This window comes from Nostoc sp. DedVER02 (assembly GCF_034530675.2).
GTDB lineage: Bacteria > Cyanobacteriota > Cyanobacteriia > Cyanobacteriales > Nostocaceae > Nostoc.
The window spans coordinates 117,741-134,750 of the sequence record NZ_JAVRCP020000007.1 but is presented as its reverse complement, the minus strand read 5'-3'; the positions used below and the strand labels follow the sequence as shown (position 1 = coordinate 134,750).

Annotated in this window: 13 protein-coding genes; 7 read left to right on the top strand and 6 right to left on the bottom strand. The window is 39.0% G+C overall.

Annotated features, from left to right (window positions below; all coding sequences use genetic code 11):
* Positions 1-145: 145 nt before the first annotated feature.
* Complete coding sequence (locus RMZ41_RS10645) at positions 146-274, bottom strand: hypothetical protein (RefSeq protein ID WP_409875096.1); 129 nt, start codon at positions 272-274, stop codon at positions 146-148.
* A 345-nt stretch (positions 275-619) separates the two neighbouring features.
* On the opposite strand from RMZ41_RS10645, the gene RMZ41_RS10640 reads away from it, so the two are divergent.
* Complete coding sequence (locus RMZ41_RS10640) at positions 620-1,237, top strand: hypothetical protein (RefSeq protein ID WP_322641363.1); 618 nt, start codon at positions 620-622, stop codon at positions 1,235-1,237.
* Positions 1,238-1,455: 218 nt separating this feature from the next.
* Here the strand turns inward: RMZ41_RS10640 and RMZ41_RS10635 are convergent, their stop codons facing one another.
* Together RMZ41_RS10635 and RMZ41_RS10630 are read right to left on the bottom strand one after the other, a co-directional pair.
* Positions 1,456-2,649, bottom strand: a complete 1,194-nt coding sequence (locus RMZ41_RS10635; RefSeq protein WP_322641364.1) for a family 10 glycosylhydrolase — start codon at positions 2,647-2,649, stop codon at positions 1,456-1,458.
* Positions 2,650-3,158: 509 nt separating this feature from the next.
* On the bottom strand, positions 3,159-3,536 hold the full coding sequence (locus RMZ41_RS10630) for a hypothetical protein (RefSeq protein WP_322641365.1): 378 nt from the start codon (positions 3,534-3,536) through the stop codon (positions 3,159-3,161).
* 500 nt (positions 3,537-4,036) lie between these two features.
* Between RMZ41_RS10630 and RMZ41_RS10625 the strand changes: the two genes are divergently transcribed.
* Positions 4,037-4,171, top strand: coding sequence for a hypothetical protein (locus RMZ41_RS10625; RefSeq protein ID WP_322641366.1), 135 nt, complete (start codon positions 4,037-4,039; stop codon positions 4,169-4,171).
* A 153-nt stretch (positions 4,172-4,324) separates the two neighbouring features.
* Here RMZ41_RS10625 and RMZ41_RS10620 read toward each other — a convergent pair whose 3' ends face one another.
* The gene (locus RMZ41_RS10620; protein WP_322641367.1) at positions 4,325-4,801 is read right to left on the bottom strand and encodes a hypothetical protein; all 477 of its coding nucleotides are present in this window, start codon (positions 4,799-4,801) and stop codon (positions 4,325-4,327) included.
* A gap of 720 nt (positions 4,802-5,521) precedes the next feature.
* Between RMZ41_RS10620 and RMZ41_RS10615 the strand changes: the two genes are divergently transcribed.
* Positions 5,522-7,774, top strand: coding sequence for a DUF1796 family putative cysteine peptidase (locus tag RMZ41_RS10615; RefSeq protein ID WP_322641368.1), 2,253 nt, complete (start codon positions 5,522-5,524; stop codon positions 7,772-7,774).
* An 831-nt stretch (positions 7,775-8,605) separates the two neighbouring features.
* Here the strand turns inward: RMZ41_RS10615 and RMZ41_RS10610 are convergent.
* On the bottom strand, positions 8,606-9,880 hold the full coding sequence (locus tag RMZ41_RS10610) for a proton extrusion protein PcxA (protein ID WP_322641369.1): 1,275 nt from the start codon (positions 9,878-9,880) through the stop codon (positions 8,606-8,608).
* Positions 9,881-10,108: 228 nt separating this feature from the next.
* Between RMZ41_RS10610 and RMZ41_RS10605 the strand changes: the two genes are divergently transcribed.
* Both RMZ41_RS10605 and RMZ41_RS10600 read left to right on the top strand, forming a co-directional pair.
* The gene (locus RMZ41_RS10605; RefSeq protein ID WP_322641370.1) at positions 10,109-10,678 is read left to right on the top strand and encodes a Uma2 family endonuclease; all 570 of its coding nucleotides are present in this window, start codon (positions 10,109-10,111) and stop codon (positions 10,676-10,678) included.
* A 121-nt stretch (positions 10,679-10,799) separates the two neighbouring features.
* Entirely contained in the window at positions 10,800-12,656 is a 1,857-nt protein-coding gene (locus RMZ41_RS10600) for an aspartate kinase (protein WP_322641371.1), read from the top strand.
* Positions 12,657-12,669: 13 nt separating this feature from the next.
* Here the strand turns inward: RMZ41_RS10600 and RMZ41_RS10595 are convergent, their stop codons facing one another.
* Entirely contained in the window at positions 12,670-13,545 is an 876-nt protein-coding gene (locus RMZ41_RS10595) for a hypothetical protein (RefSeq protein WP_322641372.1), read from the bottom strand.
* Positions 13,546-13,903: 358 nt separating this feature from the next.
* On the opposite strand from RMZ41_RS10595, the gene RMZ41_RS10590 reads away from it, so the two are divergent.
* A complete protein-coding gene (locus RMZ41_RS10590; RefSeq protein WP_322641373.1) occupies positions 13,904-15,964 on the top strand; it encodes a tetratricopeptide repeat protein in 2,061 nt (686 codons plus the stop codon).
* Positions 15,965-15,978: 14 nt separating this feature from the next.
* Positions 15,979-16,959: a magnesium transporter CorA family protein gene (locus RMZ41_RS10585; protein WP_322641374.1), complete on the top strand. Its 981-nt coding sequence runs from the start codon at positions 15,979-15,981 to the stop codon at positions 16,957-16,959.
* Positions 16,960-17,010 lie beyond the last annotated feature (51 nt).

Genomic DNA, 17,010 nt, shown 5'->3' with positions numbered 1-17,010 from the left:
CAATTGAACTCTTCCCTGCTCCCCTGAACAATCACAGGCTTTGAGCATTGGTGAGAAATGCGGGTTAGGACATCAACAAGATGATGAAACTTAGACGCAAAAAGACTTTTCACCCAGTCCCCAGTACCTAGTCCCCAGTCCCTTGCTATATATTGCGGAGATGGTGGTACAGTTCCAAAGGGGAACCCATTTGTTCGGTAATGCCACCCTGTAACACTACAATTTTGTCGGCAAGGGTCATTGCTTCAACTTGATCGTGCGTTACATAAATCATCGTGGCTTGTAAGGTGTCGTGTAAGTGGCAAGCTCAATAATGGAAGCGATCGCAAATCTCCTGCTCGGTCAATTCTGAAATTTCAACAATAGCTATATTGGTTTAAAACTGGGCAACTCTTGGAGACGCTACCGCGAACGCCCCACTGCGCGCTAACGCCTGCAAGTGGGGCGAAAAGAATTAAATAAAATATTTTCGCCTTAAAACTCCATCCCTTCATGAGTGGAGTATTCTGACTCCTGTATTCTGACTCCTGACTCCTGTTTATTAGGCTCTTTTAACGTTAAAGGTTATAAGTTCCGAATCTAATGTACAGTTTTTCGTAAGTGATATTAAGGAAAAAAAGTGGAATTTCAGAAATTATTGTATATTTTTACTTTGGTAAATATTGCTACCCTAGCTCCAAGTGTACCTATAGTTGCTCAAATTACACAGATTCCCTCCAATTCTTCACAGTCGAGTTGTCGTGCAACTAAAGTAGATACTCCAATTTTCAAAGAACCTTCAACATCATCTAATGCTATCAGAATATTGTCGGCAAAAACAAATATTTCTTTAGCATATATACCAACTAGTGGAGATAGATTTGTCAGAATTAAATCTCCGACTTCAGGGTTTATTCAAACTGCTGTATTAAAATTTTGTCAGACAAATAATAACGCTCAAAACCTGTGGACTAAACCTACTATTGGTAGTGTATGTCGGCAAATTGTACAAACTGAAACTATACGTCGCCAACCAAGTATAAAAGGAGATTTTATTACAACACTTTATCCAAATACAATTGTGTATGTGAACTTAGTTACAGGTAATGTAGTTAAGTCATACAAATCGGAAAATTACATTTGGGTAGAAATCAACCTTTCCAGAAGTTTCCCTGGAGAGTTATCTGGCAATGGTTGGATAGCCAATACAGATTTAGTAAATACTCCTGGATTAAGCAGTCTAGCTTATTGTAGTTAGTAGTTTATTTCGCTTAATATAGGATTAATATTTGATTTTTGAATGAAGTTAAGTATTGTAGAGAGTGTGAGAACGGAGTTCGTAACGCACTATTATCAAGGGTTTGATGCCGTACTCTCCGCACTCACATCCGACGCATATTTTCTCCGTTTTCTCTGTTGTTATATCCTAGAACTTGTATATCTTCCAAAAGTGGATGCTCCCGATTTGCTCCCACATCACAGCGACGTTTTTAAGCTAGAAGCTGTTTTTTCTGGGTTCCCCGAAAACGGAAATACTAAAATACTTTTTATTTTTGGGTTATCTGCCAATTCTTTTAAACGACTTAGTTGCCGGTCTGTAATTGCAACTCCAGCATATTTCTGAGCGTAATTTAATTCCTCAGCAAAATTACTATCATTATAAGCTTGAATAAATACACGATCTACACCCCATTTTTCCCAGTCAGCCGCAAAATATTTTTTAGCCCAATAAGGGTTATGATGGCAAATATCAAAACTCACCGATTGATTAGCTTTTTTCATAGAAGTTACCATCTGTTGCACAAATTTGGTCAAATTTTCTGTGCGGTCAACTTTTCCAGGTAATTCAGCATAATAACCTAGATAATCATCCCATTGAACTGCATCAATATCAGGATATTTTTTGACAAACTCTACTAAGATATTTTGAAAAAGATTAGCCACTTCAGCAATTTCCACATCAAGTACATAATGATCGATTCCAGAGTAGGTTTTATCTACTCCTGGAACAATCCATTTTCGACTAATGGCAAAATCAAAAGCCGGGCTATTTTTATCTATTTTAATACCTTTCTCAAAGTAAGCATGAACTTGCATTCCTTGCTTATGTGCTTCATCTATCAACCAATTTAACCATTGCTCTTGAAACTGGTTAGGACAACTTTTATACCCAAAAGTTTGCTGCATTACGTCGCTATTATACATCGTACAGCCATTACCCCAAACACCATGAATAATTGTATTAATTCCTTGAGAATGGTAGTAACGAACTCTTTTACGAATTGTTTGTTCATCTGCATTATTGGTAATTTGGTAGCGAGTTAAATAAATTCCTCTAATTACTTTTTTCTCCCAAGCTGTTTGAAACAATGGTGGTTTTTCTTCTGGGATTATCTTCTGTAAGGTTTTTTTATTAGGAGCTAAACTTGGAGTGCTTGGCAAAGAAGCTAGCGGAGTTGCAGAAGCAGTTGGGCTACTAGTTGAATAACCACTTGTAGCAGGTTGAGAAATATGTATACTTATCTTCTTGCTATTATCTAAAAATTTGCTTATTTCTAGATATCCTTTCTGGCTAAACCACCAATAACCACCTCCTAAGATAATTAGGATTATAGAGATCGGAATATTTGAACATCCACATCCCGTTGGCTCTTTCTTTTGACCCGACATATAAAACTCCGATTTAGTTTTTGAAAATATACCGAAACACTCAATAGCATACATCGGCAGTTAAGCCAGATTGCAGACCCTAAGCTTTGGAGAATCGCATCTTTACAAGAGGCGTTTTTTATCCCATATCCTCATCAATTTATTTCTATGTAAATGTTACTTTCTGTTCAGTTAGCAGGAGTAGATGAAGTTGGCAATAGGAAAAACCTTTGCTTACTTTGCCAGAAAGCCGATAATCAATCGCTAAGTAATCACAAAATATTCGCATACCTCGCTCAGAGGTATGCGAATATTTTGCTAATGATTGACTCAACTCAATTCCTTGGCTGATAGCAGTAAAAACATTCAATTTAAATGTGGGATAGGTTAAGCATTAACCGTATTGAAGAATAGCCCAGTTGAAGGTGTTGACATAATAATATGCTTTAATCTTAATCGGATCAACAAGGATTAAACGATCGCCTGCTGACACAAATGAGAGGATCTACCGCAAGCTGCAAACAACATTCTCATTCCTGTTTGCAGCTTGCGGTAAGTTCTACATTGTAGAAAGTCCCTGACTTGGGATTAATTGAACGTAATTGCTGAATAAAAGCATTAAATTTTGTATTGCTTATACCGAAGCCAGCTTCAGCACAAGCAGATAAACCTCCTTCGATGGGAATAGGAGATCCGGCCCTGGGACTATATACAATGAATTTATCGACGGTACTAGTAGCGATCGCAAACCCGATAACTTGGCGAATTGTTCGCAAAGCAGCATTATCTAAGGAACCACCAATACTGCCAATATTGATATTAACTGCACGACTTTGACTTTCAGCAAAGGCCGGCGCACTAATTGACAGTACTACTCCGACAATAATCAAACACGTGAACTTCTTCATTTTCCTTTCCTCTAAAAAATTGAAAAACTAATACAGACCTTGCGATACGGATGAGGTAAATTAGAAACTTTGCCATATAAAAAGTGCTGATTGCTGAGTAATGAGTAGCAAGAAGATTACGGGCTAAACCTTAGCTTTCCGCTAACAGTACTTCCGCACTATGATGAAAGCCCCGCCCGCAAGTGGCGCGGAATCTTTTTGTATGGAGTTGGTTGATACCAGCGCATGGTGTGGGCGGTCTTTTAACTCAGCACGGGCTAAACCTTAGCTTTCCGCTAACAGTACTTCCGCACTTTTCATCTCACTCGACTCAAAACTCATGTAATTAAAAAGACGTAGACTAACTATTTATTATACTGAATTTTTATTTGAAGAAGAATTCAAAAGATGTCATTGCTCAACCTCTTAATCTTCAATCAACAGTCCAGTGACACGGCTAAATTCTCTTGTGTTGTGCATGACTAATGTTAAATTATGTGTCAAGGAAATTGTTAGAGCCTATGGGAGTAGCGTTTGCTGCTAATTTTGAAGCGATCGCTCTAAGGGACTTCCCAAAAATAAAAAATCCCACAAAAATAAAAAGATCGAATGCGATCGCAGTTTCTCAAGTACTACGAATTAGCAATCGATATTAACTTTAGTGAAATTATCAACTTGGATTCAGATATTTTTACTATGGCAAGCCCGATATTTCAGTATGGCATATTGTAACAGAACATGGCTTTGTAGATTAGCCCATCCATTTCTTTGCTCTTCACCACTTTACAGTGTTAAGTCAGGTAATGATTTTAGTCTACATAGTCTGTTGTCAGGTCTGAATCAACAGTGTTATCTGAAACTATTGGGCGGCTACCATCCATATCTAGAGTATCTTGAACTTGAAGATTACTCTTAGCGATTGGACGTTGACCATCTATATCAAGAATAGTCTCAACCTCTAAATCACTAGGGTCAATTGGACGTTTGCCGTCTACATTTAGCATCTCATTCTTTTGAAAAGCGCTCTTAGCAATCGGGCGTTCACCGTCTATATCAATTGTTTGATTGCTATTATTTTCAGCTTTCGCAATTGGGCGTTCACCATCTATATTTATTGTTTCCTTAATCTGAATATTACTTGGATCGACTGGACGCTGACCATCTATATCAATTGTTTTAGTTATCTCTTTGGGTTCGCTAGAGGATGAAGTCATCTCATTTTCGGTAATTTCTGTCTGCGGAATCGGATTATTTTTAGTACTATCAACTTTGTTCTTCTTATTCATATTTTGTATCGTTTTTTTAAAACTAATTATCTACTAACATCATCTTAAGAGTTATCGATCTCTTAATTAAATAAACTAGGGATTGGGGAAAGAGGGGGGAACTTCTGATTTATCTCAGAATTTGTTTATTAACTAGCATAGCGAAGTAAAATCAAAAGATCCTCTACCACAGCACAGAATCAATCTCTAACTTGAGAGGGATATTTCATCTTTCAAGAAACAATTTTTAGATTTGGAAATCTGTTCCACCTAATGAGCTTCAAGGGTGTCGGCTGTTTTGATCCCTTGCAAGACACTTGCGATCGCAGACATTCCTACTTGGCTCCAAAGCGCAAAGCATTCAAGGAAAAATTTAACTTAATCTTATCCTTTTGTTGATTTGTTCTTAGTTGTGCTGAGACTTTTCATACAATATATTCTATTTAATCAGTATTAAATCTTCTATAAAACCCCATTTAATTTTTGAAAAGCTTAACTGCTGTTAACTTTGAGCGTTCTAAATCAGAGCCTCAATATACTTATACAAGATTCATACCGGATTCCTTAGAATTCTATGTGATATTGTCAAAGTAGATTTAAATATTTCACCCGGACTGAAAACGCAAAGGATACAGAGCAACTATATTTATGGGGATTATTAATTTTGAATTTTGAATTTTGAATTCGGAGCAAAGCTACGTGACTGTTTGGTATCGTACTCACTAAAGCAGGATAAACTCTATGTATCGATTCCAAATCAGTGCATACACGCAAACGGGTGAATCCATCGGTCTAATCGGTTCTACTCCAGAGTTGGGACTGTGGGATATCAGAAAATGTGTCTACCTGCGAACAAGTGGCGATCGCTATCCGTTATGGTGGACAGATATTGACATTCAAGAGTCAGGCGATTGTCAGAGAGTTGAATACAAATATGTGCGCCTCGATGCCAACGGTAACGTCCAATGGGAGAGCTTACTAGATACAAACCGATGGATACCGATTGATTCTCAGGATGATTCCAACACGATTATTGTGGATGATGGCGCATTTGGTTATTTACAACCTTATCCCTTTGGATACATTGACAAATCAACTGTCAAGATGGGAGTAGAAGAAGGGGCTGAGAGACTCAAAATTGTAGTCATTGGCAGTTCTGTCGCATTAGGTCATAAAGCCTGGTTTTTGAAAGGTTGGGTTCGGTTGTTGGCAGAGGCTTTACAGCAAAAATATGGGCATCAACTACTGAATGTGTCGGAAGTGGGGGCGAATGTCAGCAGAACGATCGCTCGATTCCCTTCAGTTGTCACCCCAGAACAACCGGATATCGTGATTATTGCTTTATCTCTAGGCAACGAGGGGTTAGCCTACTGTCCCCCTCACGAACGGCGGGCAGTACAACGTCGGTTTGAAAGTGGCTTACAGCAGTTAGTGAAAATGACGCGGGACATCGGGGCTATTCCGATCCTGGGCGGTGTCTATCCAAATGGCGACTATTCCCTGGAACATTACTGGTTGCTCCAAAACACACATAAGCGGATGCTAAGTTGGGACGTAACTGTACTGGATTGGTTGGCAGCCGTAGATGATGGACAAGGACGATGGAAAGCGGGGATATCCTTCGATCCGGCTCACCCAAACACTATCGGCCACAGCCTGATGTATGAGCAGATCGACCAGCACCTATTCGACATCGACAAAGACGAATTAGTAAAAGAAAAACAGCGTTTCCAGCAACCGAATGAGTTTCCCGTCTACTTTGACAATGCTGGCTTTCATATCTCTGTGTGTATCGAAGAGAAGCGTTTACGGATCGTTAATTCATCACAATACAGTTACACGATCGCTCTCTATTGGCAGGAATTGCAAACTGCATTACAAAGTCGGGCAGGATTGATCCCAGGTATTTACATTGCAAAGTCTGTCAAACCAGAGATACTCCCCTTCTTCGCGGTGCAAGAAGACGGTGCGATCGCAACCACAGTAAATATCCCCCCTGGTGCAGACTTAGAATATAGCGCCGCCTTCAATCTTTTTTCGCCAAACAACTCGCAAGTTTTATTCTATGACGGGCATCTGGGGATTTTGCAAGCGGACGAACGCCACCTCTGGATAATCAACGAATCAGATAACGAGTACAACATTCAACCGATGTGGACGGAGGTTTGCAACGCACTTAAAGCCATGCCTTCAGGTGTCTATGAAGATCCGCTTTATCCCGATGCCCACTTTCGGACAATGATGATTGGCAAGGATGGGCTAGAAAGCCGGGTGAAAGCACCACCTAAGTCTGCGGTGTTTTTCCAATACAAATGCAAATTAGCGGATATCAGTCGGGTGGCTATTCTTCCCCTTGGCGATCGCTGTGCCGTCCGCATGATGCTATATAAAATGGAGTACGATGGCCCCGCCTTTCCGTTTGATTTAACGCGCACAACTAATATTGCAGATGTTGCGGATGCCATCGAAAACGGTTTTTATGATATGTGGAATCCTGCCTTTCTGCACTATAGCCCCGATGCAGGGAGAATTTACCATAGTAAGTGGTCGGGTTTATCCTTTGCCCATGAAGTTGAAGAGACAGACGATCCGATAAATGATATGTCTCCTGTCCATGAACGGATGCGCGTTCGTTATACAGCACGTTCTGAAAGATTTTGGTACGCATTGCAGCACTGCGACAAAGTACTTTTCGTTCGTACAGGAATTAGCGATCGCGGTGGTGCGATCGATTTGGTAAACAAGTTAGAAAAACAATGCCACGGGAAGCCATTTCATCTCTTGCTTCTTTCTCCCCAAAGCGATGATGAGTTTTTAGACCTTCCCAATGTGTTGCACTACAATGTCGAGTTTAATCCCGATCGTATGTATGACGATTTAGGGCATTGGATGTATTGCACAGAAGTAATGCGAGGAATTTTAGAATCTCTTGGGGTGTCTAGTAAAAATCTCTTTTGGTGTCCGCCTAAAACACCTAAAGAAGTCAGAAATTAGAGAAAAGTGATGCAACAGTCCAAAGCTAGAGTCAGAAACCAAGCAATAGGTTGAATTTTAAGACTTGTGTCTACATCGTAGCAGGTTAGCGCGGGTGGTAAATCTGCCGCAAACATTTTTTTAGATGATATCAGCACTTGTAACTCGCTTAACCCTCAAGACTAGTTGCAAAAATTGAAGCGTTTGCAACAATTGTCCCTTGATATATAAGAAACGTTTAAGTATTTCCAAGAAACGTATAAGCAATTGCTGCAATTGTTACATACTTTGCAACAATTACTTCTCCATGTATAAGAAATGTTTTAATGATTGCAACAATTGTTGTAATTAACTTATGATAGCGTCCGCTTAATTACTTGTTAAATCCAAAGAACCGCATTTCTCCAAGCTTCAGGCGTTTGATGATGAGTAATAAGTAATGGGTAATGAGTAATAAGTAAAAGAGCAACAGGCGTAAAAAAGCGTGCAAGAACTTGTACATTCTTACTATGCACTCCTTACTCACTACTGGTAAAGAGTAAGAAGTAAGAAGTAAGAAGTAATGAGTAAGAAGTAAGAAGTAATGAGTAAGAAACAAGAAATAAGAAATAAGATATTGAAGTATTCGCTCATAACTCATAACTCACTACTCATAACTCATAACTCATAACTCACTACTCATAACTCATAACTCACTACTCATTACTCATAACTCACTACTCATTACTCCTCCATTCGAGGTGTGGTGAGAAATCCGAGCTTGTCTCCCCTCTCCACGTGCGGGACTACCGTGTATACATAAGTCTAATGACAAATGACCAATGACAAATAATAAATGACTTCTGTTATTAATTACTCATCCATCTCTTTTAATGTAGCTAATGCCGATGGAGATAAACGACTGAGATAACGGAATATCCAGTATTTAAAGATAGTGTTGAGAATAACTGGAAATGTGGCAATAAACAAAAATATAGCATTTTTGGTGGCTGGCAAACCTAAATGTTCTGCCAATCCTTCAAGAAGAACTTCCCAGCCTTCCGGTGAGTGAAATCCTACAAATATATCTGTAAATAGAATAATTAAAAATGCTTTAGCACTATCGCTTAGTCCATAAACAATACTATCTATAAAAGATCTCACAACTACAATTTCTTTTCTACTCAAAAAAATAAATATACTAAAAGAAATTAGTGATATCAAATCAGCAAAAACATTACTAATAGCATTATTGCTTTTTATTCGGAATTCCTCAGTTAGCTCAACTGCTTTGTCTTTTAGTTTTTCTTGTATTCCTTCTGAAGAAAGTGGTAATGATTTATTTATTAAATATTCAAACCTTAAAACTTCTTGAAAATTAGATAATTCATGGAGAGCTTCTTTTTCCATGTCAGAATTGATGAAAATTTGAGATGTATTCTCTCCTCTCACCCTTTCTAATATGGGAATTACTAATAACTCTTTAGATAAAATATAAGTCAAAAGAGGGATGATAATTAAAGCAATAAAAAATCTCAGAGCAATTTTTGTCCTATTTTTAGAAGCTCGGTGATTTTTGACAAACTCTTCTTCTGTCTGTGGAAAAAATTCTCTTTTAATTTTATCAATTCTTCTACTAACAGGCCCAGGTAAAGCTCCAGTTTGTTGATTTAGAAGCAGAAGATTAAGATTAGATAAGTCTGGTTGTTTGCTAATTTGACTCTGATTAATTGGTAGTGATTGAGGATTGGATACTAAAGCGCTGTTACTAATTATTTGCTCTTTAATAGCGTATTTCTCTACAACTTCATCAATAATCTTTAAGTTTTCCAATAAAGCAGAATTAGAGATATTGACAATTCCCCGACTAAGCCGGAACTCTGCAAGTCTGATTTTGATAATAGTTAAATTTTTATCAAGGTATCCTTGCCAGTAAGACATCACACTCTCAGTATAATTTACTGATTCTGGCGAGATTTTTTTGCCGCCAAAATGTTCTACTTCGATGTTTTTAATTCTCTGGGCTGCTTGTTGAGCTTCTAAGAGTGACCTTTCTGGTGTATCTAAAAACCAATTATTTAGCGATCGCAAATACTCTTGAAAATTTCGGCGGAGGTATTCTGCTGTTTTGGTAAATGAATTTTTCATTACATATATAAATAAACCTTGATTTTCCGGTAGGGGGAATTTATGAATTGCCCCTATTGTGTAGCTTTGCGTCAGTGCGAAGTAATTTTTTAACCACAGAGACGCAGAGGACACAGAGTAAAGAGGTTAAAGAAGAATCTGTCTATGCTCTAGTTTAAAGTGTAAATCTACAAGCGATCGCAAACGCTACCCTAGAAATTAGCATTACTCAAACTTGGAAGTTTCAACATGATAGCCTCACCCCAGCAAAACTACCTCACCGCCCAAGAGTACCTGCAAATGGAGGAACAGAGCAATATCAAGCATGAGTATATAGACGGTTACATCTACGCAATGCCTGAAGTACTCGATCCACATGTTACCGTTGCTGGAAACCTTGCCGTTCTCCTCCGTAATCATGTACGCGGTTCTGGAAGTCGAGTTTACATCGCTGACATGAAAGCCCGAATTGAATCTCTGAATCGCTTTTATTATCCCGATGTGATGGTAACTTGCGATCGACGAGACGGAGAAACGCCAGGTTATAAAAGATTTCCCTGTTTAATTGTCGAAGTTTTATCTAATTCTACAGAAGCCTTTGACCGAGGCGACAAATTTGCCGATTATCAAACACTAGAAAGTCTGCAAGAGTATATATTAATTAATACCAAACGTCAGCGAGTTGAGTGTTTTCGACGCAATGAGCAAGGGCTGTGGGTTTTGCAATCTTACACAGCAGAACATCAATCATTTCGACTCAACAGCGTGGATTTTGAGGAAACAATGGCAGCACTTTACGAAGATGTAGTTTTTGAATAATCAACTTATGATTGGGTACATACACAATTTTTAGTACACTAAATATCTATTAATATCTTCAACGCTTCCTAACCCGGCGGAGGCATTGAGCAAAACAGACACAATTGATTGCATAAAAGTTATGGCGCTCATAGTTCAGAAATACGGTGGTACATCTGTCGGTTCAGTGGAACGCATTCAAGCTGTTGCAGGGCGTGTTTATAAAACTGTCAAAGCTGGAAACTCTCTGGTAGTAGTGGTTTCGGCAATGGGGAAAACCACCGATGGACTCGTCAAACTAGCTAATGAAATTTCTTCCAATCCTAACCGCCGGGAAATGGATATGCTGCTTTCTACTGGCGAACAAGTAACCATCGCCTTACTCAGCATGGCTTTGCAAGAACTTGGACAACCAGCAATTTCGATGACTGGCGCTCAGGTAGGAATTGTTACCGAAGCCGAACACAGCCGCGCTCGAATTTTGCATATTGACACTACTCGCCTAACTCGCCACATTAATGCAGGTAAAGTAGTTGTTGTAGCAGGGTTTCAAGGCACATCTAACGCCGGAGAAATGGAAATTACAACTTTGGGGCGCGGTGGTTCTGACACCTCAGCAGTGGCGATCGCAGCCGCATTAGGAGCTAATTTTTGTGAAATTTATACAGATGTTCCAGGGATTCTAACTACAGACCCTCGCTTAGTTGCCGAAGCCCAGTTGATGGATGACATTACCTGCGATGAAATGTTGGAACTAGCTAGTTTGGGTGCAAAAGTGTTGCATCCCCGCGCTGTGGAAATTGCTCGTAACTATGGCGTTCCCCTGGTAGTTAGGTCTAGCTGGACAGATGCCCCCGGTACTTGGGTGACATCAGCCAAACCCCAAGGGCGATCGCTAATTAATCTCGAAATTGCCCGTCCGGTGGATGCTGTAGAATTTGACACTGACCAAGCAAAGGTAGCTTTGTTGCGCGTACCCGATAAACCAGGCGTAGCAGCAAGGTTATTCGGCGAAATTTCTCGGCAAAAAGTAGACGTAGATTTGATTATTCAGTCAATTCATGAAGGTAATAGTAATGACATTGCCTTTACTGTCACCACACCAATTTTAAAACGGGCGGAAGCAGTAGCAGCAGCGATCGCCCCAGCACTGAGAAATCCATCTAATCCCAAATCTGACGAAGCCGAGGTAATGCTAGAACATAACATTGCCAAAGTCAGTATCGCAGGTGCGGGAATGATCGGCCGTCCCGGTGTGGCTGCAAAAATGTTCGCCACCTTAGCCGAAGCAGGCGTGAATATCCAGATGATTTCCACCAGCGAAGTGAAAGTAAGTTGCGTAGTCGATGCCACCGAATGCGATCGCGCTGTCACTGCACTTTGCGCCGCCTTTGAGATAGAGGCAGGGGGGCAGGGGAGCAAGGGAGCAGGGGAGATTGAGTGCATAGATTCCCCTCTGCCCCTGTGCCCCTCTGCGCCTCTGCCCAATTGTCCCCCCGTTCGCGGTGTTGCTTTAGATTTGAATCAAGCGCGTCTTGCTATTCGCCAATTACCAGATCGGCCAGGGATGGCGGCGAAGCTGTTTGGATTATTAGCGCAGCATAATATCAGCGTTGATATGATTATTCAATCTCAGCGTTGCCGGGTAATTGATGGTGTTCCCAGACGAGATATTGCCTTTACAGTCTCGCGGATGGATGGGGAAAATGCCAAAACCATGCTTACTCAAGTAGCGTTAGAGTTAGGATGGGGTGAAGTTGTTTTAGATAGTGCGATCGCTAAGGTGAGTATTGTCGGTGCGGGTATGGTAGGACAACCAGGTGTTGCTGCAAAAATGTTTGAAGCGCTAGCCCAACACCAAATTAATATTCAAATGATTGCCACCTCAGAAATTAAAATTAGTTGTGTCGTCGCACAAGAGCAAGGTGTTAAAGCTTTGCAAGCCATTCATACCGCTTTTGAACTAGCTGGTAGTGAAAAAGTTGTCGTGCCAGCGTAAAACTACTGATTATCTATTTTGGGAATGCCCATTTTTCCATCATGGCTATCATCTCTGAAAGCCGACGTTCACCACACCAAACTAAATCAAGTTTTTTAAGTTGATTTAGACTGATACCACCTTCTTCCTCAGCAATGCGGTGATATTCTTGATCTCCCATTGCTGCTAATAACTGCCCAAAAATAATCATTTCATCGAACTGAGGATTTGTCTCTGGATCGTTCAAAATTGCTATTGCTCGTTCTTGCGATAGTCCTTGGAGAACATTGACAATAAATTTTGTGGGAAAGTCAGCATCCTGGAGTTGAGGATGACGCGATACTAATCCAGCTAACAGCACTCCTAGATAAGCCGCCGCTTGAGAATTACTCAGTAACTCCATTTCTTGGATGGCAATCTCAGTTAAATTAGTAAAAAATGCACACCCTAACTGCTGTTCGATGGTGGTAACTGGATCTAAAACTAATGAGGATTCTAACTGGGACTCAAATGCTGTCTGACGCTCCTGTGGCACTTGGGTAAGTAAAACTTGCTTGGCGCGATCGCCTATAATAAGACTGCGATCGGATGCAGAGCTAAAGTCTTTGCCTGGTTCCAAACCTTTACTCACTAAAATTTGAAAGACGTTACCTTGAGCTTTTTCTGCCATCTCTTCATATTGGGCTTGTCCAAGAAAAATTTGACAAAACCAACTGTAGCTATCAGAGTCGCATTCAACTATTACCTCATTAACAATCAGATCGGTTAACTTTTCCGATCCCAGAATCCTTTGCCACTTTACAATTAAGCTATTAATAGCAGCGATATCACGGAAATTGAGGGCTTTGAGCAATTGACGCTTCGCAGTCGCTACCAAGCTTTTTTTTCGCCCAAATACGTTGATTTTCAATTTTTTATCTGGGGTTCTAGATAATTCAAGCTGCTCTTTTTTTACCTTATTTAAGGATTGGGTGTCATGAGTGGGATTGCTGAATAGTCCTGATCAAAATATCCTCCCTTGTGTGTATTGACTTGTTTTACAAGCCTCGTCAGACTCACAAAGCCTAATTAAATCTGGTAATATGTAAGCGGATTAAGCTTGTAACAATCTCTTAATGAATACATATTACTAGCAATATGCAGCATTAGCTAATAATTAATACTTTTACTTGCCAAAATGACATTATTTTTCTATTGGTCTTTAACAAAGATGACAGTAATAATACGTAAGCTATAATTAAATAATTTATCAGACTATATTTATATTGATGCGTATTAATTTACTAGATGGACGTTACCGAATACTAAAAGTTCTCAATGATGGGGAAAAGACAAAAACCTATCTAGCTGAAGATCCTAATCTTCCTAGCAGCCAATTTCTAGTAAGGCAATTACCTAGTTCTAGTAGTAATCCTCAAGCTTTAACTATCCTACGTCGGTTGTTTGCCAATAAGACAGCAACTTTAGAAAAACTAGGGCAGGAACATGACCAAATTCAGAAGCTAATTGCTTATTTTGAAGAAAACGAAGAATTTTATATAGTTCATGAATTCATCCCTGGTAATCCTTTAACTGACGAAATTATCCAGGGAAAACCTCTGAGTGAAGACCAAGTAATTAATCTTTTATCAGAGATATTAGAAATTTTGGCGATCGTACATAGTTATGGCATAATTCATCGAAATATTAAACCAGCAAATATTATTCGCCGAGAATCCGATCAAAAGTTAGTTTTGGTTGATTTTGGTATTTTAAATGAAGCCATAGCTAATACTGTCGATTGTCTCGAATATATGCCTATAGAACAAATTAACGGTAACGTTAAGTATAACAGCGATATATATGCTTTAGGTATAGTTGCGATCGCAGCACTTTTAGGTTTATCTGAAAATGAAATATCTCATTTACGAAATCAGAAAAATCGTCTGACAGGTGAAATTGTTTGGTGGAATAAAAATCTAAAAGTTAATAGAAAATTAGCGATTATTCTTAATAAAATGGTACGCTTCGACTATCGTAAGCGCTACCAATATGCAACGGAAGTTTTAGACGATCTCAAAAAGATCGCAAATGTTGAACACGAACAGCAAAAACAGCATAATAAAAAATTATTACTAGTTCTCACGGGGGTAGCTAGCTGTATCGCAATTGGTGTTGGAGTATGGCAATTAAGATTGCCAAAAACAGTAAGTAATGCTCAACAAACATTATACCAAAAAGGATTAAATAAATATGCCGCAGGAAACTATGAAGGAGCGGTTGAAGATTTAAATCAGGTTATTGAATCAGATCCGCAAAATGCTTTGGCTTATAATAAGCGAGGTGATGCTTATTATCGATTAGGAGATTATGAGCAAGCCCAAGCAGATGCTAGTCAAGCAATTTTACTCAATCCTGAAGATGGTAATGCCTATTTTGATCGAGGATTTGCTTCTTCAGAATTAGGTAAATATAAAGAAGCGATCGCAGACTATACCCAAGCGATTAAGTTAAATTCTAAGGATGCTTATGCTTACTATGGCCGTGGGTTAGCCCGTGTTCAAGCAAAGGATAATAAAGGAGCGATTGAAGATTTTAGCAAAGCGATCGCACTTAAACCTCAATATACCGCAGCCTACTTACAGCGAGGGATTGTCCGCCGTCGCCTTAGACAAAGACTTGAAGCAATCGAAGATTTTGATAAAGTAATTAAGATTAATCCTAGTGATGCCAAAGCTTATTATCAAAGGGCTTTGACTCAATCTATTAATAAACAAAAAGATGCAGCCATTAAAGATTACACGGATGCAATTAACATTAATCCCAAATATATAGAAGCATATCTTAATCGAGGTGATGTTTACAGCGATTTGGGAAATAAAGTCGAAGCCACTGAAGATTACAATACTATTTTACAACTTGACCCTAAATTTATTGCCGCTTATATTCACAGAGGTATTCACCGCTTTTCTTTCGGAGATTATAAAGGTGCTATTGAAGATTATACCGAAGCTCTAAAATTAGATCCTAATAATATCGCAGCTTATAACAATCGTGGTAACGCCTATCTTGAATTAGGAAATAAAAAAGCTGCAAACCAAGATTATTCACGCGCGATCGCCATTAATGCGAACAATGCCTTAGCCTATTATAATCGGGGTGTGATTCGCACCAAGCAGAAAAATAAACAAGGCGCGATCGCAGATTTCCAAAAAGCGGCAAAACTGTTCCAGCAGCAAGGCGAAAAAGATAGTTATCAAGATGCACAGAGAGAAATTGCCATTCTGCAAAATAAGTCAGCACTAGTGAAAACTTCTCGTCCTAAATCAGGGAGAATGGAAAAAAACTGAGCTATGACTCAATTATGCTAATTCTCCTTACTTTTTATCCAGATAACCTGGAAATATTCACTCATAGAGATGTCGATACGGTACTGAAAAGAATTGATGCTTCGCAGAATATTTGGTTACGCTGTGTTCAGTTCCGCGATCGCACTGGGACGGCTAAAATCATTAAGCATTTTGAACTCAATCCATCTCGTGTTAACATGATTTTCAACCATTCCCCTTTAGGAATTGATGAAGACGTAGAAGATTGTTTGTTTGATAGCTATGAAATCCTAACCGCTCAAATAAAAAATCATGAATTTGAGGTTGCACGTGGCAATATTGTAGTCGGTAAAAATTTTATACTTACATTTGAAATTACTGAACTAAAAGTTTTAAATATTTTAGCTAATAATCTGCAAAAGCGCCCTCTAGATATTAATAAATGGGGAATTGACTATCTTTTTTATCTCATTTTTAAAGAGATTTTGCATAATTATCATACTGTATTTGACTATATTTCTAGAAAACTTGATGATTTAGAAGATGAAGTTTTAGATGATTCTGGCGATGAATCAACATACCAAAGAATTGCCACAATGAGGCAATCTACTCGTTCAGGACGGCGTAATTTCCAAAGCATTAAGTCACTTATGGTTATTATGGATTACGAAGATTTCCAATGGCTTGCCCAGCCAGTAAAAGAACTATTTCAAGAAGAATTAGTTCATCAAGTTGATAAATTATGGCAAGAATATCAAGCTTTGAGAGCCTGGATGTCAGAATTAATGGAAATTCAACGCGATAATATTGCTAGCAAAACCGGCGAACGAATTAATCGCCTAACTATTTTATCAACGGTATTTTTACCAATTACTTTCATGTCTGGTTTCTATGGCATGAATTTCAAATATATGCCGGAATTAGAGCAACCTTGGGCTTATCCGGTTGTAATCGGTGTGATGCTATTAATTGTGATTTTTAGTATTGTCTATGCTAAAAAACAACGCTGGTTGTAGCATTGCTCGAGTTACATATTTCTGCTGTTACTACATCTCATTTGGGATTAA